19 protein-coding genes and 1 tRNA gene are annotated in these 24,197 nt (G+C 35.8%); 13 read left to right on the top strand and 7 right to left on the bottom strand.

Annotated elements, in window-relative coordinates; genetic code table 11:
• The first annotated feature begins 43 nt into the window (after positions 1-43).
• The 7 genes from mce (at position 44) to U9K52_RS16030 (ending at position 11,803) form a co-directional block, all read left to right on the top strand.
• Complete coding sequence (gene mce, locus U9K52_RS16000; protein WP_263601483.1) at positions 44-442, top strand: methylmalonyl-CoA epimerase; 399 nt, start codon at positions 44-46, stop codon at positions 440-442.
• A 61-nt stretch (positions 443-503) separates the two neighbouring features.
• Positions 504-577 (top strand) — tRNA-Ile (locus tag U9K52_RS16005).
• Positions 578-1,116: 539 nt separating this feature from the next.
• On the top strand, positions 1,117-2,196 hold the full coding sequence (locus U9K52_RS16010) for an endonuclease (protein WP_322927338.1): 1,080 nt from the start codon (positions 1,117-1,119) through the stop codon (positions 2,194-2,196).
• 400 nt (positions 2,197-2,596) lie between these two features.
• Positions 2,597-4,138: a T9SS type A sorting domain-containing protein gene (locus U9K52_RS16015; RefSeq protein WP_322927339.1), complete on the top strand. Its 1,542-nt coding sequence runs from the start codon at positions 2,597-2,599 to the stop codon at positions 4,136-4,138.
• Between the two features lie 9 nt (positions 4,139-4,147).
• Positions 4,148-7,789: a DUF5977 domain-containing protein gene (locus U9K52_RS16020; RefSeq protein WP_322927340.1), complete on the top strand. Its 3,642-nt coding sequence runs from the start codon at positions 4,148-4,150 to the stop codon at positions 7,787-7,789.
• Between the two features lies 1 nt (position 7,790).
• Positions 7,791-11,285, top strand: coding sequence for a DUF6443 domain-containing protein (locus U9K52_RS16025; RefSeq protein ID WP_322927341.1), 3,495 nt, complete (start codon positions 7,791-7,793; stop codon positions 11,283-11,285).
• 2 nt (positions 11,286-11,287) lie between these two features.
• On the top strand, positions 11,288-11,803 hold the full coding sequence (locus U9K52_RS16030; RefSeq protein ID WP_263601478.1) for a hypothetical protein: 516 nt from the start codon (positions 11,288-11,290) through the stop codon (positions 11,801-11,803).
• A gap of 151 nt (positions 11,804-11,954) precedes the next feature.
• Here U9K52_RS16030 and U9K52_RS16035 read toward each other — a convergent pair whose 3' ends face one another.
• Positions 11,955-12,596, bottom strand: a complete 642-nt coding sequence (locus U9K52_RS16035) for an MBL fold metallo-hydrolase (protein WP_322927342.1) — start codon at positions 12,594-12,596, stop codon at positions 11,955-11,957.
• Between the two features lie 143 nt (positions 12,597-12,739).
• Between U9K52_RS16035 and U9K52_RS16040 the strand changes: the two genes are divergently transcribed.
• On the top strand, positions 12,740-13,951 hold the full coding sequence (locus tag U9K52_RS16040; RefSeq protein ID WP_263601476.1) for a DUF5103 domain-containing protein: 1,212 nt from the start codon (positions 12,740-12,742) through the stop codon (positions 13,949-13,951).
• A gap of 147 nt (positions 13,952-14,098) precedes the next feature.
• Here U9K52_RS16040 and U9K52_RS16045 read toward each other — a convergent pair whose 3' ends face one another.
• From U9K52_RS16045 to U9K52_RS16060, 4 genes are all read right to left on the bottom strand, one after another.
• Positions 14,099-14,350, bottom strand: coding sequence for a hypothetical protein (locus tag U9K52_RS16045; RefSeq protein WP_263601475.1), 252 nt, complete (start codon positions 14,348-14,350; stop codon positions 14,099-14,101).
• The gene (locus U9K52_RS16050) at positions 14,351-14,581 is read right to left on the bottom strand and encodes a hypothetical protein (protein WP_248391094.1); all 231 of its coding nucleotides are present in this window, start codon (positions 14,579-14,581) and stop codon (positions 14,351-14,353) included.
• Positions 14,582-14,793: 212 nt separating this feature from the next.
• The gene (gene hemH / locus U9K52_RS16055) at positions 14,794-15,840 is read right to left on the bottom strand and encodes a ferrochelatase (protein WP_322927344.1); all 1,047 of its coding nucleotides are present in this window, start codon (positions 15,838-15,840) and stop codon (positions 14,794-14,796) included.
• A 56-nt stretch (positions 15,841-15,896) separates the two neighbouring features.
• Positions 15,897-16,775: a NifU family protein gene (locus U9K52_RS16060; protein ID WP_248391097.1), complete on the bottom strand. Its 879-nt coding sequence runs from the start codon at positions 16,773-16,775 to the stop codon at positions 15,897-15,899.
• Positions 16,776-16,919: 144 nt separating this feature from the next.
• Here U9K52_RS16060 and U9K52_RS16065 point away from each other — a divergent pair, with 144 nt between their 5' ends.
• A complete protein-coding gene (locus tag U9K52_RS16065) occupies positions 16,920-17,456 on the top strand; it encodes a gamma carbonic anhydrase family protein (protein ID WP_248391100.1) in 537 nt (178 codons plus the stop codon).
• A 128-nt stretch (positions 17,457-17,584) separates the two neighbouring features.
• Here the strand turns inward: U9K52_RS16065 and U9K52_RS16070 are convergent, their stop codons facing one another.
• Entirely contained in the window at positions 17,585-18,013 is a 429-nt protein-coding gene (locus tag U9K52_RS16070) for a hypothetical protein (RefSeq protein WP_248391102.1), read from the bottom strand.
• Between the two features lie 89 nt (positions 18,014-18,102).
• On the opposite strand from U9K52_RS16070, the gene U9K52_RS16075 reads away from it, so the two are divergent.
• The 4 genes from U9K52_RS16075 to ribB all read left to right on the top strand — a co-directional run bounded on the left by U9K52_RS16075 (position 18,103) and on the right by ribB (position 23,101).
• Positions 18,103-20,232: a helix-turn-helix domain-containing protein gene (locus U9K52_RS16075; RefSeq protein WP_322927345.1), complete on the top strand. Its 2,130-nt coding sequence runs from the start codon at positions 18,103-18,105 to the stop codon at positions 20,230-20,232.
• Positions 20,233-20,299: 67 nt separating this feature from the next.
• Positions 20,300-20,671, top strand: coding sequence for a hypothetical protein (locus tag U9K52_RS16080; protein WP_322927346.1), 372 nt, complete (start codon positions 20,300-20,302; stop codon positions 20,669-20,671).
• Positions 20,672-20,909: 238 nt separating this feature from the next.
• Complete coding sequence (locus U9K52_RS16085) at positions 20,910-21,914, top strand: LLM class flavin-dependent oxidoreductase (RefSeq protein WP_322927347.1); 1,005 nt, start codon at positions 20,910-20,912, stop codon at positions 21,912-21,914.
• Between the two features lie 65 nt (positions 21,915-21,979).
• Entirely contained in the window at positions 21,980-23,101 is a 1,122-nt protein-coding gene (ribB, locus tag U9K52_RS16090; RefSeq protein WP_322927348.1) for a 3,4-dihydroxy-2-butanone-4-phosphate synthase, read from the top strand.
• Between the two features lie 114 nt (positions 23,102-23,215).
• On the opposite strand, the gene fmt is transcribed toward ribB, so the two are convergent.
• Positions 23,216-24,163 carry a methionyl-tRNA formyltransferase gene (fmt, locus tag U9K52_RS16095; RefSeq protein ID WP_322927349.1) on the bottom strand — a complete coding sequence of 316 codons (948 nt, stop codon included), beginning with the start codon at positions 24,161-24,163 and terminating at the stop codon, positions 23,216-23,218.
• Positions 24,164-24,197 lie beyond the last annotated feature (34 nt).

The following is a 24,197-nucleotide window of genomic DNA, read 5'->3' on the forward strand; positions in this document are numbered from 1 at the left end:
AAAATTTGAACGTTTATCAAATTTACAACTTAATATATAATTTATGAAATTAGAACATATTGGTATTGCGGTAAAATCTTTGGGAGTTTCTGACGAGCTTTTTTCCAAACTTCTGGGAAAAGAATCTTATAAAAAAGAAACTGTGGAAAGAGAGGGAGTTGTTACGTCATTCTATGAGGCAGGAGAAAGTAAAATCGAACTTCTGGAAGCCAGTAAAGAAGAAAGTCCAATCTCTAAATTTATTGATAAAAAAGGGGAGGGTATTCATCATTTGGCTTTTGGGGTTGAAAATATTCTGCATGAAATTGAACGGTTAAAAAAAGAAGGATTTGAATTTATTTCCGAAGAACTCAAGGAAGGAGCTGATAATAAATTAATTGTCTTTCTGCATCCGAAATGTACGAATGGGGTACTGGTAGAACTTTGTCAAGAAAAGCAATAAAAAATTTTGTAGTGCCAGAAATTTTATTATTTTTGCAGTCACAAAATTCAACCAATTTTGCGGTCCTATAGCTCAGTTGGTTAGAGCACCTGACTCATAATCAGGTGGTCCCTGGTTCGAGTCCAGGTGGGACCACGGTTTTGAAGAATAAATTCTTCAAAAAAATTATAAAGCCCCTGTTTAGGGGCTTTTTTTTGTATATTAATTTGTAAGGTTGATATCTTTCATCAGAAAAATTATACCTTTTTTCACGAAATAAATACATTTTGTAACTAATTAAATATTAAAAGAATATGCTGCTGCTGATAGATCGACAAAAAAGTATTATAAATAATTGACCATCGATTAATAGCTGAAAATCTGGCTACAAGATTACTTATTTTAGAATTTTTCATACAAGATTGGTTTAATCTCAATACGTCATGCATAAAATAATAATGATTTGGTATTGAAAAAACATATATTAATTAAAATTAAAATTGAAAAATAATTTTCATAATAAAATATTAATGGTGATATCATTATGCTGATTGGTTTTAAATGTGTTTTTTAGGAAAATTATTTATTATTAATGTATTAAACGCGAATAAGATTCATTTAAAAAATTGGACTGGCAGACTTACTTTTTAAATTGAGCTTTTTATATCTTTGCATCAAATTAAATACTAAGATTTATGAAACTAAAATCTATATTTTTTGTAGGAGTCTTTTTATGTAGTGTAGGACTCATGACTGCGCAGGCTCCCGCTAATTATTATAATGGAACAACAGGACTTACTGGAAGTGCTTTAAAAACTAAATTATCTCAAATTATTGATGTTGCACTAGATAAAGGTTATAGTGGTTTATGGACTGCATATCAGACAACCGATAGAGACTATTATTATGAAAACAATGGAAAAGTTCTGGATATGTATTCAGAAAGGCCCACTGCTGCAGACCCTTATGAATATACTATTGTTACCAATCAATGTGGAAATTATCAAACTGAAGGAGATTGCTATAATAGAGAACATTTAGTGCCTCAAAGTTTATTTAATTCGGCTAATCCAATGCATAATGATGTACATTTCATTCCGCCTACAGACGGAAAAGTAAATGGAATGAGGTCTGATTGGCCGTTCGGAAAGGTTTCTAATCCAACCTGGACTTCATTGAATGGTTCCAAGCTTGGACAGAGTGCTACTTCAGGATATTCGGGTACTGTTTTTGAGCCAATTGATGAATTTAAGGGAGATATCGCAAGAATGATTTTCTATTTTGTTACCAGATATGAGAACAAGCTTGCCAACTTCTCGTCAGGTAATATGTTAGGAAACACGGCTTTTCCAGGGCTTCAAACCTGGGAGCTAAATGTTTTGCTCTTATGGAATGATATGGATCCCGTTTCTCAGAGAGAAATTGACCGTAACAACGCTGCCTACACCTGGCAAAATAACCGAAATCCTTATATCGATAATCCTCAGTGGGTGCATGATGTATGGGGATATTCTACATTATCTGCCAATGATGTGGTAAAAGATACTGCTGTCTTGTATTCTCTTTACCCCAATCCGGCAAAAGATATAATTTCACTTTCAGGAAGGGATATTGCGAAAATAGAGAAATTAGAAATTTATAATTCATTAGGTCAATTGATCAAAAGAAATAATCTGCCTTTTAAAAATACAAATACAGTTGATGTTAAAGATTTAAAGCCAGGGGTATATTATTTTGTCACTGAACGTTTTTCTACCAAGTTTATTAAAGAATAGACGTGTTGATATATATTGAATTATTAACATTTTTCTGCTAATAGCAAACATCATAGTAAAAAAAGGCATTCCTTCAGGAATGCCTTTTTACTATGATGAAATGAAAAGTGAACGATATTTCTTATGTAATTTGATTATTTTACATATTTGCTTTTCAGGCACTCAGGCTTAAATCTTTTGAGATATTTCTATAACAATTGTCAAGTTTACAATAATACTATCTTAGAATACTCTATGATTTATAAAATAAATTATTGGTTTTTAGCTTTTTATAGAATCAAAATAATTTTGATATAAATTCTTTATGATATTATTCACAAAATATATCTTTTAAAGGAGAAATAAAAAGGATACTTTTGCACGGTAAAATTGATAATCAATAATTCGAAATAAACTTAGAATGATCAAAATCTACTCAGGAGCATTATTCTTATGCTCCGTTCTGGGTCTTTCTGCTCAGGAAGTAATATGGCAGAAAAACATTAAGTCCTCCTCACAGGATTTCTTAAGCCAGATTACAACAACAATAGATGGGCAATATCTTATATCAGGAAGCTCCATTCAGCAAAAAAAAATGTCTGCCGAGAACCAACAGAATGATGGATACGATTTTCATCTTATAAAACTCAATCAACAAGGGAATGAAGTTTGGGAAAAGTACTTTTCGGGTCAGGATCATGATTTTTTGTCTGCTACGGTCAATACTCAGGAAGGTGGATTTTTGCTTGCAGGTACATCTTTTTCAGGAAAAGGCTTGGATAAAAAAGATGATTCCAAAGGAGGATCTGACGTGTGGTTGATCAGAATCAATGAAAATGGCGATGAGATATGGCAGAAAACGTTAGGCAGCAGAAGGGATGAAGAAGCAAAAGCTGTAATCCAGGCAACAGACCTGGGATTCTTTGTTTCAGGAACGGTTGAAACCACGGGAGCCGGCTTTGGTTCGAAAGATATTTGGATCATAAAGCTTGATAAAAGTGGTAAAGAATTATCCCAGGTCACTATTGGAGGAAAAGGTTTGGATGTTGTTGAAAAGATGATTCCGACGAAAGATGGCGGAGCGTTAATTGGTGCATATTCAAGAAGCAAAGCAGGAGGATCTAAAAAGACAGATAATTTTGGAGAGGGAGATTATTGGATCCTTAAGTTTGATAAAGATGGAAAACTAGAGTGGGAGAAAAATTTTGGAGGTAAAGAGGATGATCACCTGAGAACAATTTCAGTAACCTCTTCCGGATTTTTTATAGCAGGTGAATCGCGTTCGGATATTTCAGGAAATAAATCTGTAGGGGTTAAAGATGGAACAGATTTATGGATGATCATGCTTAATGAAAAAGGAGAGGAAATCTGGCAGAAATCATATAATTTCAAAAACAGAGATGTATTGATGGGCGCAAGTGTTTTACATACTTCAGACGATAAATTATCAAAAGGAATTCTTCTTGGAGGATATAGTCAGGCGGAAGGAGCTATTGGCGATGAGGAGGAAACTTTCTGGATTTTATATCTGGATTACGCTGGGAATGAGATGTGGCGCAAATATGTTAAAGGTGAATCAAGAAAGAAAATTGAAAGGCTTGCAGATCTGAAATTAAACAGAGATGGATCTATATTACTTGCAGGTACCAGTGCAGAGGAGCTAGGGAAGGAAAACTGGAAAATCATAAAACTTGGTGACAAGGAGGTTAGCAAACTTATTGAGAAATCTGATATTAAAATATATCCTAACCCAGTTACAGATTATGCTTACGTTGAAATTGGCTTTGAGTTTAAAGAAGCTGATATTTCATTGTATGATATGGGAGGAAGACAGATTCAGACCATCAAAACAAGGAATTCTGTTACAAAAATAAATACTCAATCTCTGCTTCAGGCTGTGTATCTGGTTCATATAAAAACAGACGAAGGTAAAGTGGCAAGCGCCAAACTAATAAAAAAATAATAACTATTAATGAAAAACTTAAAAAGATACCTGACTTGTATTTTATACATTTCTTGTCAGATTATTTATGCGCAGGGTAAAACTGTGGAAGATTATAATCTTGGGAAAAAGATAAACGTCAGCAATAATTACAATGTTGGTAAGCTTAGCTTGTCTGTACCTTTATATGACATCAATCTGGGAAGACTTTCTTTAAAGGGTACCGTAGATTACCAGCAGGAGATTCCTAAAACCGAACCATCCATGGTGGGAGCAAACTGGTACTTTAACATGTTCGGCAAAATAACAGTGGCATATAAAAAGCCGGGAGATTTGCTTTCTCCTCAGCTACTTGGAGCTAATACGCCCAGTGGATTCCACAGTATGGGAAAAAATAATTGTCTCATTTCAACACCAGGTAATGGCGCTACAAAAAAGCAACTTTTAACAAATCCAAATACGGACACCAGTTTTTACACGTATGAACCCAATACTTTTTATTTTGATTTCCTCGGATATACAGGGTATATGGTGTATGACAACGTTGGAAAGTTTCTGGTGTATTCTGAGAATGGAAACCTGACGGCATCATGGTCAGGAGAAAAATGCCATAATATTTTTCAGCCGATTTTGTCATTCCCGGAAATTGTAATGAAAGATGATAAAGGAAATGAGTTTTATTTCGGTGGCGATTATAATTCTATGGACATCTATTACGGAAAGACCAAGTACAACTATAGCTCTTTTAGCGATGATGGAACTTTTAGCTATTTTACTGATTTTTATACAAACAGACAAACCAATTATATTTCTGCGTTTTACTTGAAAAAGGTAAAATTATCAAATGGAAGGCTGCTAGAGGCATATTATAAAAATAGTAACAGAACAATTCTTGATCCTTTTACTAATGGGGGAGAATATGTTAACGGGGATTATCCTAATGGAATTCCTGCTAACAATATCTTGTTGAACAATAATATTTTTCTGGGGCAAGGCAATGGCCAGGATTTTAATAACTATACAGATACTTCTTCAATGAACTCATGGGCGATGAGTCAGACCAGAGTTAATATCTTTCAGAAATTAGCAGTCATTGATTCCGTAAAAATATCGGATTACGGAACATTAAGCTTTAATTATGTTCAGGGTAATAATACTTACACGAAGCCTTTTCTGAAAAAAATTCAGTTAAAAAGCTATAGCAAAAAGATAAAGGATATTGATTTTAATTATAATAACGCTCAGTTACAAGAGATTAATAATAATAATGAAAAATATAGCTTTACCTATTATACCGGTTCTGGAAACAATTACCAAACGGATCCTTCAGGAATCAGTTATTTAAGTGGCTATATAGGTTATCTCAAAAGTGTTGTATATCCCACAAAAGGAAGAGAAGAATTTATTTATGAGCAAAATGATGTTTCGAAGATAAATTTTTTCACAAGAAGCAGTTACGGAACGGAGAATAACGTGTTTATGAATAAAGATTCTAAAATTGATGGTCAACGATTATCAATGATACAGACTTTTGACAACACCAATACTCAGATAGGCCTGAAAAAGTATGAATATAAAAATGATGATGGAACGTCGTCCGGTATTCTTATCTATAAAGATCAAACCAGCGTTTTTGTAGACGATTTGAATTGGTTTAATTCCGGTACTACGACAACATCCAATTCGTTTAAAGGATATTATGATGAATATGTACGATATAGCAGGGTAAGGGAAGAAATTACAGGTAAGGAAAAAAATGATTATTATTTTACGGATCTTATTACGAATCCAGATTCTATTGCCACTAAAGTCCACTCTAGTAACAATAATCCTAGTGCACCACAGATCGCACAAAGCAAATTGCCGTTAAAAGTCAATAAAAATAACGAGAGAGGAAAACTGTATAAGATGGTTAAGCATAATAATGATATGCTTGGAGTCTTGGTGAAAAATATAAGATATACGAATTTCTTAAAAAATGCTTATCCGCTCAATGAACTATCTGATAACTGTACAGATTGTAGAATATCAGACAGCAGATATTTCGTGGAAGCAAAAGCTGCGTTATGGGCACCAAATCTGAATAATCCATCACAGCTTGAATATATCGGATATTATCAATATCAACCTGTTTTGCCATATCTGCCGATAGCTATAGAGACTACGGAACAGATTCCATATCAGACTGTTGCTGGCAATCCTGTCGGGAGTAAATTATTTAATAGTGAGAAGTATATTAAATATAACACCAAATATTTATACTGGCATCCATATGAAATAGAAACAACAGAAAATTTATCTCATGATTGGAACCTGCCGGGAAATCCTCCTGTCTACAATGGAAAAATAGCATCAAGAACATATTATCCACAAGATATTATCAGAGCCAATACAGCTTGCATAACAGGAAATTGTCCTCCTGATAACAATGCGGTGGGAGGGAAGTTCTCGATTTATAAATACATGGCAAATCAAAATCTGGTAATGCCAGTTATTGAGGCAAGAGTGAATGCTTCTAACAAAACGGCTTTGGAAGAGGAAATTTATTCTAAAGATGCGGCAACAGGAAATTTAGTTATGCCAACCCGAAGAAGAACCTCCCTGCTTGATTCTAACTTCTCCTTAGATAATGTGGCGGCAGCAACTGTAGAAGATAAAGAGACTATGGAATTGTATGATAATTTAGGAAATCTTCTGCAATCAAGAAGCAGTAATGGTATTCCAAATACTACGATCTATGGTTATAATCAAACCCTTCCCATTGCAGAAGTCAAGGGGGCCACTTATTCACAGGTTATGCAGGCTTTTAATCTTGATCCTGTTAATAACACTTCATACCTTGATCTGGAGATTGTAAAAAAATCCAATCTGGATAAAAATGAAACTGCGGAAGCTGATCTACATTTAGAGCTGGATAAATTCAGAACAAAGCCTGAATTAAAAGACTTTCAGATTGAAACATTTGCTTATGATCCCCTAATAGGAGTTAAATCGGTGACTGATGCGAATGGTGTAAAAAGTTCTTATCAATATGACGCACTGAACAGGCCTAAAAAAGTATTTGATGCCAATGGGGATCCTATTAAGACATTTGATTATAATTTCGCACCGACAAGATATTACAATAGCTATCTTATTAAAACTTTATATAGAAACAATTGTGGATCTAATGCCCACGGAGGTCTTCATTTGTACTTTGTACCTGAAAACAAATATTTTTCAACGGTTAGCCAGGCGGACGCAGAACAGATGGCAGAGAATGAAGCTGCAACTGTAGGGCAAGTCGAAGCTAATACGTATGGCTTATGTTATCCTAAATCTCAATGTTCCCTGACGATGGCTAACAATTTTGTTTCATTAGGTTCAGAAATATATAGTTATATGAATAATTATAATGTTGTAATTAAACTTTCCTTCAGAAATTATCCTATAAATGCAAGTTATTGGAATAATGAAATTCAAATCGCACAAATTGGCGGAAGTTGTGTTCCTTCTGTGGAAAGGACAATAAGCAATTATGTTGAACCACCGGGCGGATATTTCGGAGATACTCCGGCTAACAGAACCTGGAGGGTCAGAATAGATAATGCAGGAAGAGTTTATGTAAAACTATTATCAGGGTCCGTTGGAAATAACTCAGCTAACCCATTAAAATTTGAATTCGAATACTAATATGAAAAGCTATAAAATATTATTTATAATTCTTTTCTCATGGGCAAACGTCTATTATGCACAGAGTTTAGGATTATCAAATGCCGAAAACTACATTTCAGTAAAGAATTATGTGTCTAAAGGATCAGACACTTTAACAAAACCACCTTTACAAACTGTACAATATTTTGATGGTATTGGAAGAGTAAAGCAGAGCGTTAAAGTAAAATATACACCGCAAGGAAATGACCTGGTAAGTCACAAGGTCTATGATGAGTTCGGAAGAGAGGCTAGAGAATATCTTCCCGTTCCTCAGCCAGGTACACAAAATGGGGCTTTTTATACCAATCCTTTAACAAATGCAACAAATCCTGCCATATATGGTAACGAAAAAATCTATTCCGAAAAAATATTTGAAAGTTCTCCTTTCGACAATATTCAGAAACAATTTCAGGTAGGCAATGACTGGTCTGGCAGTCCTGTTCAATTCGGTTACGACAGGAATATCGCCGGAGAGGTAAAAAAATATGTAACGGTAACAAGCTGGTCTAATGGAGCAACATCTTCTTTATTAAATATAAGCGGCAGCTACGGCAATAGTGAGTTATATAAAAAAATAAGGGTAGATGAAGATAATATTCAGGTTATTGAATTTATTGATGCACAAGGGAAATTAGTGTTAAACAGAAAAGTTATCAGTAGCTCGGAAAATGCTGATACATATTATGTATATAATGAGTATGACCAACTGGCTTTTGTTATTCCTCCATCAGCTGCCAGCTTAACCAATATTGATACTACAAATCTAAATACTTTATGTTATCAGTATCGTTATGATAATAAAGGTCGTTTGGTTGAAAAGAGACAACCCGGAAAAGAAGGATGGGAATTCATCGTATATGATAAACAGGACAGGATTGTTCTTACACAAGATCCCATGCTGGCTTCAGTGAATAATAATTTTAATAAGAAAGGCTGGATTTTTACTAAATACGATCAGTTCGGCAGAATAGTCTATACGGGATTTTTTGCAAATACTGCAAGTAGATTGTCAATGCAGACTGCCTTAAATAACATGGCTGCTAATGCCGCAAACAATGAAGTACGGACTAATACACCATTTTCACTCAATGGTTTGGATATTTGGTATACAAAAAATGCATTCCCCACAGGAAGTATGACCATACTAAGTGTTAACTATTATGATACATACCCTTTTGCATCACCACTCTTTCCTACACAAATCTTAGGACAAACAGTACTTTCAGATGGACAGAGCTCATCTGTTAATACTAAAAATTTGCCGCTTGCATCCTTTGTCAAAAACATTGATGATGATAACTGGACCAAAGGTTATAATTCGTATGATCTTAAAGGAAGGCTTATTGCAACTTACTCAATTAATTATTTAGGAGGATATACAAAAAGAGAGCAGTTGCTGGATTTCTCAGGTTTAATCAAGGAATCTTATGTATATCATAAAAGAACGATTAATGATGAAGAAGTCCGCACAAAAGAAACGATTGAGTATGATAAACAAAATAGAATATTAGCTCAAAAGCATAAGGTTAATAATCAGCAGGAGGAACCTCTAAGCTTAAATTCTTATAATGAACTAGGCCAATTAACACAAAAAAAAGTAGGACAGGATGATGATCATCTTGTGCCTTTACAGACAATTACCTATAAATATAACATCAGAGGATGGGTTACGCAGGTTAATGATCCGGAAAATTTAGGATCAAGCTTTTTTGCAATGAAGCTGAAATATCAAAACCCGCAAGATGTTCAAAATGGAGTAGCTAAGTATAACGGAAGTGTTTCAGAAATGGATTGGAAAACATCTGTTGACGGATTATACAGAAGATATGCATATAAATATGATCAGTTAAACAGACTTACAGAAGGGATATTTCTAACGCCATATTTAACATCTGAGACGCAAAACCACTTTTATGATGAAATTCTAACGTATGATAAAAATAGCAATATTAAGACGCTCAATAGATTTCAGGCACCTTCATTGGGATTAAACACACCGATGAAAATCGATGAATTAACTTATGAATACGCAAATAATAACCTTTCTAACAGGCTCTCTAAGGTAACAGATGGTGTTCCTAATGATTCAGGATATCCAACCGGTGGAAATATAATTGATTATGATTTAAATGGTAATATGACCAATCAAAAAGATAAAGGCATATCTGCGATTGTATATAATTATCTTAATCTTCCCAGACAATTTACAACCAGCCAAGGGAATATATCTTATCTATACAGAGCTGACGGAACAAAACTCAGGAAAACCCTTACTGCCATAACGACTGATTATTTAGATGGATTTCAGTATGAAAACGGAATTTTAAAGGTGATTCCTACTACTGAGGGAATTTATGCATATGACAGAACACAGTACATCTATAATTATAAAGACCATTTGGGAAATATTAGATTTACATATGGGTCAGTAGACGGTGGAGGAATTATTTTCTGGAAAGAAAATAACTATTATCCTTTCGGGTTAATGCATAAAGGCTACAATGGATCTGATAATTTGCAGGAGTATTCGGTGCCTTATTATGATCGATATAATGGAAAAGAGTTACAGGAAACAGGAATGTATGATTTCGGGGCGAGATTTTATATGCCTGATTTAGGGAGATGGGGAGCCATCGACCCCTTATCTGAAAAATATCATGGCTTTAGTCCATACAATTATACCTTAAATAATCCGCTTAATATGATTGATCCGGACGGAAGAGCTGTTTATCCTCCCAGAAAAGGATTGGCTTATTGGGCTGATAATGATGGAATCTTTAGATGGAATGCTCAAAATAAAATGTATGAGCATTATGGAAATACTCCGGAAAATCCAACAGTTTCGAATGGCTTTTTAGGATATTATGAAGTGCCGGAATCCGCTACGGCTGAAGTAACTGCTAATGCCCCTTCCGGTGAGGGTGTTATTGCAAAAGGAGATATGCCAAAGGTTAGCTCCGCGCCAAGTAATACAACGCAGCCGGCTCGTAAAGGTATAATACCAAGATATCAGAAGCTGGATGAAATAGTTAATAACCCTGCAACTTCTCCTGCAATGGCAAGATTGGGACAGGTAACGGCCTCTAGTTCAGCAAGAATTATGCGATCTGTAGAAAGTGTAGGAAAAATAGGAAGAGAAGTTTGGTGGGGACCAAAATCTATTGGTACCTTTAGAACACCAACCAGATTGGCGGGCGGTCTCGCGAATACTTTGGAAGCCGGAGGAACTGCTTTAGGTTATTTTGGTTTGGGCTTTACGTCCTATCAATATCTATCGGGGCAAATCACAGGTACAGAAGCCTTTTTTGATGCCGGAGCTGGAATCCTGAGTTTTTGGTGTCCTTTATGCGGAATGTTTTATTTCGGTGGAAAAACATTATGGGAACAAACCACAGGAACACCTGTATTTAAAAAACCTGAAGGTATTTCAAACGAGATTACTCCGTTGTTTGGTCAACCATTTATCTTTAAATAAAAATGAAAGTATATAACTATTTCGCTTTTTCAACGTATAAACTCCTTGAAAGTATTTTCAAAAAAGATAATGAAAGGCTTTTAGTACTCAAAACATCCTTTATTATTTCACTGCTAATATTACTTGTATTGTACTCTATAAAGGGAATTTTTGAACTGAATGGTTATAATGATACCGTAATTCCTCCGTTGTATATCTTTTTGCTGATTGTAATAATATGGCTGCCAAATTATATTTACCTTAACAAAAAGAATTTTCTTATGGATAATAATGTTTTTTCTCTAAAAAACGTTATTCAGGTTCTGTTGCTTATAATCGCAGTTGTTACTGGATTTATAATAATTGCCAATAAAAATAGAGAAAGAATATTCAAAGAAAGAGGATATTCAGAAAAAATGATTAATAATGGAGGCAAAGAAGCATTTGATCCCCAAAAAAAACCAGAGTCATTGGAAGAAGAGATCAGATTATGGTATTATAATACATTTGAAAAAAAGGATAGTAATGACAAAAAATAAAAAAGGTCGTCTCAATTTTGAGACGACCTTTTTTATGTACAATAATATTATATCTAAATTATTTCTTTATATCTAAATAAACGGTATTGATTCTTAGCAAAATGTTATAACGTTTTATAAGTATATCCTTGAGATAACAGGTTTTACAATTTTAACTACTGAAAAACGGATTATACGCTTTCTCAAAACCAATAGTCGTAGGATTTCCGTGACCTGAGAAAACCTTTGTTTCAGGATCAAGAATAAAAAGTTTCGTTGTGATTCCTTCAATCAGCTGTTCATAGTTTCCTTTAAACAGATCAGTTCTGCCAATACTTCCCTCAAAAAGAACATCTCCGGAAATCATGAATTTTTGCTTCTCATGATGATAGACAACACTTCCCGGCGAATGTCCGGGAACATGGTAAATTTTGAATTTTTCGCCATCCAGTTCCAGTTCGTCATTTTCGCTGATATATCGAATGTCTGCATGGATATGCTCAAGCGCCATCCCGAAACGCATTCCGCTGATCTGGAACATATCAAGCACTTCTTGGTCATCCTTGTGCATAAAAACAGGTACTTTAAAAGTATCGGAAGCCCACTGAAGCCCTAAGATGTGATCAATGTGGGCGTGGGTTAAAAGGATTTTATTAATTTTTAATTCTTTTTCCCTGATAAAATTTTCTAGTGTTTGGGTTTCCGCGTCACTCATATTTCCCGGATCAATCAGCCATGCATTTTTGTTTTCATTATAAATGATGTAGGTGTTTTCGCTGGCGAAATTAAATACGAAACCTTGTATCTGAAGCATATGATATATATTTTTATAAGTAACAAATGTAATCACAAAAGTTTGGGTTTAAAATAGTCAGGTCTAAATATTTCCCAATTAAAATATCATTAAAACCTGCGAATCGGATGAAAAATCTCGCATTTTTCTTTATCTTCGTCATAATGAAAACTTTGCGAATATTTTTACTTACCCTGGGCGGACTTGTTTTTGGACAAAATATCCAGAGCATTCAGCTGTTTAATCCGCAGACCAATGATGAAACGCCGGTTATTTACTTTAACCAGCAGTTGGTTTTAAGCTTCGACGACCTTACTAATGCCAGCGAAATTTACAGATATACCATCAAACATTATAACAGAAACTGGGAAGATGATAATCTCTTCTTTACCGAATACGCTACAGGAAGTTTAAATGCTCTGCTGGACAGGTTTCAGTATTCCTTCAATACGCTACAGTCATACACTCATTATAAACTTACGTTCCCGAATGATAAAATGCAGCTTAAAATTTCAGGGAATTATGAAATTATCGTTTACAAAAATTCTGCAGATCAGCCTTTATTCAAGCGAAGATTCTATCTTGTAGAAGATGCTGCGACACTGGCGGTAGGTGTTTCAAGATTTGCTGATGCCAGAAATCCGGAAGCCAATCAGAGAATTGAGGTGAAGGCTGTTTCCAAAGGTGGGGATCTTTCGTCCAACGTCAATTCAATGACGCTGAATGTCATGCAGAATAATAACCCTAATATTGCGATAAACAATTTAAAGCCAAGCGCAACACTTGGGAACCAATTGCTGTTTCAGCAGTTGTCTCTTGTATTTCCCGGAAATAATGAGTTTTATTATTTTGATAATAAAAACATGAATATGGCTGCAGATATGGTTCGTGCAACGGAAGTGAAAGACGGTGTTAATAATACCTATCTTCATCCGGTGTGGGCTTTTCCGCTGAATTACCAATATCAGCCTGATGTTAACGGGGCTTGGTACTACAGAAGAAATGATCTGGGAAGGGAAAGGGATGCAGAAAGAGAAGCGGATTATTCCTGGGTGTATTTTTCACTTGATTCGGATCCTGTAGATAAAGAAATTTATGTATTAGGAGGCTTTAATGATTTCAAGCCGGGTAAAGAGAACCTTATGCAATACGATTCGGAAAACAAAAAATATGTCGCCAGAATATATCTTAAACAAGGTTTCTACAACTATATTCTCGCTACAAAAAACCCGGGTGGCTCCCTTAATTTCGGTGAAGTCAACGGGAACTTCTGGCAGACAGAAAACTTATATCAGGCATTTTTGTACTATGCTCCGTTTGGAAGAAACTATGATGGTTTAATAGGTTATGGTGAATTCAGAACTCCGGTGAGGTAAAGTATTTATTGCTAATTTTAGCTGTAAATATTAAAGCAACCTAAAGCAAACCTTTAAGGTTTTCAAAAAACTGGTTTAAAATCGCAAAAAACAAAAAACCTCACCGACAAACCGGCGGCAAGGCTTAATATAATAATAGTCTGGAAATCAGTTTAATTTAAATATAGCTGTTACAAACAGTGTTTCTTCATTTTCAAAAATATAATGAACAGAAACAGGAAAGTCTTCCATTGAGCAGACGTTAATTCCGTCAGATCTTTCGTGATGCTGTGAGATGTTATTGATAGTGGCTTTAAGGCCTTCCAGAAAATCGATTCCTTTTTGTTTGTTTTCTGCACTAAAAACCCTCATAAGAAGCCTTATGTCATTTTTTGCAATAGAAGAAAGAAGAATTTTCATTTAAGCACAATACTTTTTCAGCTCCGAAATATTTTCGTAAAAATCCAGTTTGGTAGAAGGGTTTTCATTATGAAACTGAATCCTGTATAAAATTTCATCCATATGAAACGGAGAAACCGGAGGAGTCTTCTTCTCTTCAAAGCTTTCCATCATTTTTGCAAAAGCTTCTAAAGCATCAGGACCAAAGTTCTCAATCTTTCTTTTTAAAATTTCTGCAGTTGCACTCATCATTTTTATTTTTAAAGGTTAATGAGGTTGTTTTGATGGGGTAAAGGTAAGAAAAATATTTAAATTTTTAATATTTAGTTTAAAATTTTAGGGGTATAATAAAATAAAATGTAAATATTTGATACTGTTTCTCGTAATTAGGGGGGGGGTAGTGGTATTTTTTTATAAAATTAAATGGTAAATAAAAAGGCCTTCAAAAACTGAAGGCTGATATTTTAAACTAAATAAAATTCATTGAGCTTTTCCTCACATAGGGTTTTAACAACTTCAATCCATCGGTCTTCGTCATTCAGGCACGGAATATAATGGAAATTTTCGCCGCCGGCTTCTGTAAACTGATGTTTCCCTTCAACCGATATTTCCTCAAGTGTTTCCAGGCAGTCTGAAACAAACGCCGGACAAACAACTGCAAGGTTTTTAATTCCTTTTTTAGGAATGGTTTCAAAGGTTTCATCTGTATAAGGTTCGATCCACTTATCTTTTCCAAGCCTGGACTGAAACGATACAATAACCTTTTCCTTGGGCAGATTCAGTTTTTCAATAACGGTTTCTGTAGTTTTAAAGCACTGGTGGCGATAGCAGAATTGGTGACTCGGGTTATTCTCCCTTGTGCAGCAATCGTTGAGGTTGCAGGTTTTGGTGGGATCTGTTTTAAAGATATGCCTTTCCGGAACCCCATGATATGAGAACTGCAGCGCATCGAAATTTTCAGGAAGTTTCTCGCGAATGCTTTCGGCAAGGCAGTTGATATAGATTTCACGGTTGTAGAATGGTTGAATATAATTGATTTTTACTCCCGGAAATTTCTGTTTCCTTACTTCTTCAGCTTTTTCAATAACGGTTTCTGTGGTGCTCATCGCATATTGAGGATACAGGGGAAAAAGGACGATTTCGGTGACTCCTTTTTCAGCAAGAGCACGAATTCCCGTTTCAATGCTGGGTTCGGCATACCTCATCCCGATTTCTACAGGAACATCAACCAGTTTCTGTAATTTCTTCCGGATTTTCTCGGTAATAACGATCAAAGGTGATCCTTCATCCGTCCAGACGGTTTTATAGGCTTCAGCGGATTTTGGCGGACGTGTTTTCAGGATGATTCCCTGTACAAGAAGTGCACGGAAGATCCATCTGTAATCAATTACTTTTTCGTCCATCAGGAACTCGTCAAGATATTTCTTTACATCCTTTACATCCGTAGATTTTGGCGAACCGAGATTTACCAATAAAATTCCTTTTTTTGAATTGGAAGATTCTTTCTGCAAGATTTTTTAATTTATAGTTTACTATTCTTCTTCGGATTCTTAGTTTGGTTTTTAAATTATCCGTTAACGGCTTCTACACGTTCTACCAGATCGGGAACGAATTGTTTTAAGATATTTTCAATTCCGTTTTTTAATGTAGCGGTAGAACTTGGACAACCGGAGCATGCTCCCTGCAGAAGCATTTTTGCGGTTTTATTTTCCTGATCATATTCCATTAAAGATATTTTTCCGCCATCGTTTTCTACGGCAGGAGCAACGTATTCATTCAGGATGTCAGAAATTTTCTGCTCGTCTTCTGTGTAGTCTCTGTTGATGATCTTTTCTACAGGGTTTTCATGTTTTTGAGCTTCAATATTTGAAATTTGCCCACCATTCTGAAGATATTCTGCAATCAGCGCCCGTACTGTCATCATAACCTGATGCCACTCTACGGAATTGTCTCTTGTTACGGCAACAAAGTTGTCAGAAATAAATACTTCTTTAGCAAAATCGAATTCTTTAAAAATCGCCTCCGCCAAAGGAACTCCGTCTGCAGCGTCTCTTGATTTCACTTCCACAAATCCTTCCAGAAGCAATCTGTTGGAAACGAATTTCATCACATTGGGGTTCGGGGTCATTTCAGCATAAATCTGGTAAAGCTCCTTTTTCTTCTGAAGATAAATTCTCGGATTGGCCAGAAGCTCATCCTCAATTACATTTTTCAGGCTTTCCGCAACATGTTCCCATGCTACCGTATCTTGTTTTGCAACTGCTACAAAATTAGCCGTAATAAAAATTCTTTCCACAAACGGATAGTTGAAAAGCTCCTGTGCCATGGGAATTTCTGAAATATCCGAATCTCTGTCCAGTTCAAGAGAACCGGGAATCAGGTTGTAATCCGCCACAAATTTCATCACTTTCGGGTTTTCAGTAGGCTCTATAAGTATAGTATGCATTTTTTCTTTAAATTTGAGATACAAAAATACGCAATTAGAAATTAGAAGAGGGAGGGAAGAAGTTAGATTTTTGCTATCGGTATGATTTAAAAATCATCAATGATAAAACCCAATTCAATCACAATATTAAAATTCAAATTAAATATGGCACTTATCAAAGAACTTTTAGGAAAAGCACCGCAGATAGGAGAGAATACCTTTTTGGCAGAAACGGCCACCATCATCGGTGATGTTACCATGGGACGGGATTGTAGTATATGGTACAATGCGGTAATCAGGGGAGATGTTCATTATATAAAGATGGGAAATAAAGTGAATGTTCAGGACAATGCGATGCTGCACTGCACCTATCAGAAACATCCTTTGAATATCGGAAATAATGTTTCTATCGGGCATAATGCCATTGTACATGGTTGTACCATTAAAGATAATGTATTGATCGGAATGGGTGCAATTGTTATGGATGATTGTCTTGTGGAGGAAAATTCTATTGTAGGTGCAGGCTCTGTTGTGACCCAAGGAACGCACATCAAATCAGGTGAAGTCTGGGGTGGAGTTCCGGCCAGAAAGATCAAAGATATTAATTCCCTGCTGCTTGAGGGAGAAGTAAACAGAATTGCTGATAATTATGTAAAATATTCTTCCTGGTACAAAGAAAACGTAAAACATGTGGAAGGATAATTGGTCAATAACGAATTGTGAAAGGTAAATTTTTATTTATTTTCATGAATTAACATTCACAATTCATCATTGATTTAAAAGTTTATCACAAAAAAAATCTTGCCTATAGAGCAAGATTTTATTTTTTCTTAAGAATTCACCAATTCGGCTTTTCCATTAACACATTTTATTGATGAAGGCGGCATTACCATCATACAATCAGATACTACACTGTATTTCTGATTAAATGCTTTTACCTTCTCGGTATAATCATTGATTTTTGGTAATATGGAAGTTTCCATTTTTTTAGGATAAGCGATATACAGCTGAGGTCCGCCGCATCCTTTTGCTCCCATGGGTGCAAAGGTCCATTCTGCAGCATCCGTACATTTTTCTTTTGAAATTTCAGATTCTATGGAAGCTTTTAATTTATCCAGTTGTGCCTGATCATACTTCTGGCTGTTTTCGTCAGCAGGTCTCTCCGAAATATCTTTAGGAAGACTGGCATCCGTATTTTTTGTTGAAGAGCACGAAGCCGTAAAAAGCATCACGCACAAGGCTAATACAGGGATTTTCATAAGTTGTTTTTCTCTCGTTATGTTGAAGATTTTTCAAAAGTTATGCCAAGGTAAGGATTTAAATTTCATTTTCCGTAATTTTGAAGGCGATGAACAATCATTTTTTTGACTTAATAGAACATACCAACCGGAGTGTATTTTTAACGGGAAAAGCAGGAACAGGGAAAACCACTTTTCTTAATGAATTTGTAAAACGCACCCGAAAAAAACATATTGTCGTTGCACCTACAGGAATTGCGGCGATCAATGCAGGAGGCGTTACCATTCACTCGATGTTTGGGCTTCCGCTGCGGACTTTTCTTCCCACTACCGAAAGAATTGATACCAGTCTGGCAAACAATATTGCTGACCTGATGCCGCATTTCAAATACCGGAAAGATAAGCTGAAACTTTTGCGGGAAGTGGAAATCATCATCATCGATGAGGTTTCCATGCTTCGTGCTGATGTTCTGGATATGATGGACTTTTCCCTGCGGTTTATCCGGAGAAATAACCAGCGTTTCGGAGGAGTTCAGATGTTATTTATCGGGGATTTGTATCAGCTTCCGCCGGTGGTGAGAGACGAACATATTTTAAAAATGTATTACCACTCTCCGTTTTTCTTCGACAGCCACGCTATTAAAGAAATACCTTTAATTACGATAGAACTGACGAAAGTGTACAGGCAGTCTGATGAAAATTTCCTTGCCATACTGAATGCGATCCGTGACGGTGATGTCGCCAATATCGATTTTGAGCATTTAAATGAAAGATACGACCCCAATTTTGAAATGGGTGACGAGCCTTATGTTTATCTCTGTTCCCATAATAAAATGGCAGACGATATCAACCAGGAAAAGCTGGATGAATTAAAGGTAAGTTCTAAAACCTATGAAGCCAAACTTTTCGGGGAATTCAGGGAAAACCAGTTTCCGAACGAACAGTTTTTAGATTTGAAAATAGGCGCTCAGATTATGTTTATCCGTAATGATATTTCAGGAGAGAAAAAATATTTTAATGGAAAACTGGGCGAAATTTCTGCGCTGGATGAGAACGAAATCAAAGTAATTCTTGACGGCAGCGAAAGAGAAATTACGGTAAAAAGAGAGGTTTGGGAACAGAAAAAATACTTCCTTGATACCGATAAAAATATCAAAGAGGAAGTTTTGGGAAGCTTCGAGCAGTTTCCGATAAAGCTTGCCTGGGCAGTTACCATTCATAAAAGCCAGGGACTTACTTTCGACAAAGTGATTATTGATGCCGGAAAAAGCTTTACGGCAGGGCAGGTTTATGTGGCATTATCACGATGCAGAACGCTGGAGGGTATTGTTTTAAAATCCAGAATTACCCCGGAAGTTATTTTTAAAGATAACCGAATTCTTCATTTTCACAGTGACACGGTAGCCAATGATAAGGTTGAGGCTATTTTAAATAATGAAAAGTATGATTACAGCATCCGAAAAGTGCTTCGTACCGTAGATTCTCAATGGTTGCTGAAAGAAGTGGAAGAATGGAATAAACTTTCCGTGGCTACGAAAAGTATAGATCATGTAAAGACAAATCAGCTTTATTTGCAGCTGAAACATGAGATTGTTAACCTCGGTAAAATATTTGAAAAACTGGAAAGAGTAATTTCCCAGAAGGTTAATAATTTTATCGAGCAGAAAGAAGAATGGTCTGAAATTGAAAATAAAACAAAAGGAGCGGTTAATTTCTTTTTTACGGAGATCAGGGATAAAATTTTCAGTCCGCTGAAAGATTTTTATGCTGAAATTAAAGGTACTAAAGGTTTAAAACAATATAACGAAGAATTCAGGGTGTGGCTGGAAGATATTGAAGAATATCTGAACAGTTTAAAAGAAATCCATCTGTTGGAAACGAAGCTTCTGGATGAAAAAAATAATCAGGAAGTAAGCCTGAAGATAGCGAAAGTGCCTTCTCAGGTTCTTACCTTTCAGTTGTTTGAGCAGGGAAAAACCATTTCGGAAATTGCTTTGGAAAGAGGATTGGTCAAAGAAACGGTAATCGGGCATCTGGCAAAATTTGCGGAGCAGGGATTATTGGATATTTCAAGGGTGATCACTTCGGATAAAATTAAAGCTTTTGAAGACATGTTTAAAGCTGATCCTAAAGAGACGTTGACAGAATGGAAAAATGCACTTCCTAGTCATTTTGAATTTAATGAAATCAGGATTCTGATCAATCATTTTAATTATCTTAAGGAGAAGGGAAGGATTTAAGTTATCTTAAATTAATATGATGCCAATTGAAGTAATTTTGTATTTTTAATGATAAATAGCAATTATTATGAAATATTTAATTATTTTTTTTCTTTTATTATTTCTTAATTCCGATAAAAAGGATGATTACGATTATAATCTTTTAATTGGTTCTTGGTATCAGGATTCTTTTGCAAATACCACTGCCACCGGGGTTTTTACTTTTGATAAGGATAGTACTGCCACGTTGGAAATGAAAGATGGCAAAACCAAAGCAATGATTGGAGGGATGACAGGGCCTTATAAGATCGAAAGATCAAAGAAAATTCTCAAAATAACCATGGTGGGAAAGGAAAAAACATTTGAAATTCATGAGCTTACTGATGATGTGCTTGTTATGCAGAACCAGGAAAAAGGAAAATCTAAACAGACTTATAAGCGATATAAGAATATAAAATAAATAGATTAATCTTAAACATATATAATTAAGGCTGGTAAAATTGTATTATCAGCCTTTTTATATTTATTGAAATACTTCATAATGCAACTGGCAGCTTACTTAAGACAAAAACTAATAAAAATTTTTCCAATAGTTTTTCCCTGAATTCACCGATCAGTCTTATCAATTACAAAAAGTAACTAATGCAAAATATTAGTTTTAAATTTGCCAAGGTTTTAAGAACCTAAAATTTGAAATTATGCAAAACTTCGAAATATCCGTGCTGGATCTTGCTCCGGTAAAACAGGAAAAGACCATTCACGATACCTTTCAGGATAGTTTGTCTTTGGCAAACCATGCTGAAAATTTAAACTATAAAAGATTCTGGCTTGCAGAACATCACAATATGGAAAGCATTGCCAGTTCGGCAACTTCCGTCCTGATTGGTTTTATTGCCAACGGAACCAAAAAAATAAGAGTGGGTTCAGGAGGCATTATGCTTCCGAACCACAGTTCCCTGGTCATCGCAGAACAATTCGGAACCCTGGAATCTCTTTTCCCGGGAAGAATTGATCTGGGACTGGGCAGGGCGCCCGGAACAGATGGATTCACGGCGCAGGCTTTAGGAAGAAATCCGGCCATTATCAATCAGCAGTTTCCAAGACAAATTCTTGAATTACAGAGATATTTTTCCAAAGACAATTCCGAGGCACTTGTAAGGGCTATTCCGGGGGAAGGTCTTGATATTCCTTTGTATATTCTGGGTTCGAGTACAGATAGTGCTTTTTTAGCAGCAGAACTCGGACTTCCTTATGCGTTTGCAGGACATTTTGCTCCGGAACAGATGGAAATGGCTTTCAATATCTACAGACAAAATTTTGAGCCGTCAGAATATTGTGATCAACCTTATGTAATTGCCTGTATCAATGGGGTGGCTGCAGAAACTTCCGAAGAAGCCCACAAAATTTCCACCACTTTATTCCAGGCATTTATTAATATCATCCGAAATGACAGAAAACCTTTTGCTCCGCCGGTTGATGATATGGATAACATTTGGTCGCCGATGGAAAAAAACATGGTTTTACAGAAACTTCGTTATACGCTGATAGGTAATCAGGAAGAAATTGAAGAACAGCTTAAAACCTTTCAAGAGAAATTTAATGTCAATGAACTGATGATTAATTCTCATATTTATGATCATCAGAAAAGATTAGATTCCTATTCGATTTTCAGAAAAGCTAAAGACGCTATATTAAAAATATAACAAACCCTTATCATAATTGGGAGATGCTTATTTTATGAGTATCTTTGCGAAAATTTAAAGTAAAAATGTCTGATATTAAATTAAATACTATTCCGGAGGCTATTGAAGACCTTAAAAATGGTAAAATAATCATAGTAGTAGATGATGAAGACAGAGAGAATGAAGGAGATTTTCTTTGTGCCGCCGAACTGACGACACCGGAAATCATTAATTTTATGGCTCTTCACGGAAGAGGATTGATCTGTATGCCCCTGCCTGAAAAAAGATGTGATGAACTCGGGCTGGAAGTGATGGTAAGCCGAAGCAGTGATCCGAAGGAAACGGCTTTTACCGTATCTGTAGATCTTCTCGGAAACGGAACTTCAACGGGTATTTCTGCAGCCGACAGAGCCAAAACCATTCTTGCTTTGATGGATGAAAAGTCAAAACCTACAGACTTTATGCGTCCCGGACATATTTTCCCGCTTCGTGCCAAAAAAGGAGGTGTTCTGAAAAGAGCCGGCCACACAGAAGCTGCGATTGATCTTACCTGTTTGGCAGGATTAAAAGAAGGAGGTGTGATCTGTGAAATTATGAACGAAGACGGTTCGATGTCGCGCTTGCCTGAATTGTATGCTTTTGCTCAGAAACATGATATGAAGATTGTTTCAATTGAAGATTTGATCCATTATCAGCTTAAAAAAGGAAATCTTATTGAAAGAATTGAAGAAAGGAAAGTGAAAACGGCTTATGGAGATTATGATTTCTTTGCTTTCAGGGAAACTTCAAATGATCAGATTCATTTTGCTTTAACAAAAGGAGCATGGACAGTTGATGAGCCTGTTTTGGTAAGAGTACAGTCTTCAGATTCTTATTTTGACGTGCTTACAAGATTAAATAACGGTGAAAAACCTTTGCTGGAAAAAGTAACCAATATGGTCAATGAAGCAGGAAAAGGTGCTATTATTTTTATTAATAATGTTTCCAATTCAGAAAATACACTAAGAAAACTTCAACAGTTCCTGAATTATCAGGATGGGCAGGTTCAACATCCGACATTAGCTTACAATTACAGAGATTACGGGATCGGAACGCAGATCCTGAAAAATCTTGGAATCAATAAATTTAAGGTGATCACTCAGAATCCTAATATCAGGCCTCAGGTTGGAGGGTATGATGTTGAGGTAACCGAGATGGTACAACTTTAAAAGTGAATGGTAAATGGTCAATTTGCTGCTTGTGAATTTTTTTTAGGGCAAAATTGACTATTCACTTGCAAAGCAAAATTCACGACCGACAACATATAAAATGGCTTGAGGAAATCAAGCCATTTTTATTTGTTCAAAGCTTCTGAATCCGTTCAGAAAGTCTTTAATATTCATTCTTTTCTTTCCTTCCAGCTGCAGTTCTAAAGGGGAATATGTTCCGTCCGCAGTATAGATTTTAAACTCATTTTTTGAAATATCCAGAGTTCCGGCAGGCTTATCATGATTTTCAACTTTAAATTCACCCCCGAAAATTTTCAATCCTTTTTCTTCATCTCCGATTTTTAATGTCGTGAAAGAAGCAGGATAAGGAGACATTCCCAAGATAAACTGATGAATCTCCCTGGATTTTTTTGTCCAGTCTATTTTAGTATCTTCTTTAAATATTTTATAAGCATTTTTAGGATGCTCCACCTGTGGCTGGGGTCTTTCCGTAATGGTATTTTCGGCCAGTCCGTCAAGTGTTTTTACGACCAGTTTGGCACCCATTTCCATAAGCCTGTCGTGGAGGCTTCCTGCGTTTTCATTAGGTAGAATCGGTAATTCTTCCTGAAGAAGAATATTTCCTTCATCAATTTTTTCATTGATAAAAAAAGTCGTAGCTCCTGTTTTTTCTTCGCCATTAATCACAGCGTAATTAATGGGTGCTGCCCCTCTGTAATCCGGAAGCAGCGATGCATGAAGGTTAAAAGTTCCCATTCTTGGCATTTCAAAAAGTACCTTCGGCATCATCCTGAATGCAACGACTACAAAAACATCGGCATTCAGTTTTTTCAACTCTTCCAGAAATTCAGGATTTCTTAATTTTTCAGGCTGAAAAACAGGAATATTGTTTTCCACCGCAAAAATTTTTACAGGTGACTGATTAACTTTTTGTCCGCGACCGCTTGCTTTATCCGCCACGGTTACAACACCTGCTACTTCATGATGAGAATGATGGATGGCTTCTAAAGAAGTCTTCGCAAACTCCGGGGTGCCCAAAAAAACGACTTTCAATGATTTCATGATGCAAAGATAAGCTGTTTATTGATAAAATCTG

It is taken from the genome of Chryseobacterium sp. MHB01 (assembly GCF_034651565.1).
GTDB lineage: Bacteria > Bacteroidota > Bacteroidia > Flavobacteriales > Weeksellaceae > Chryseobacterium > Chryseobacterium nepalense.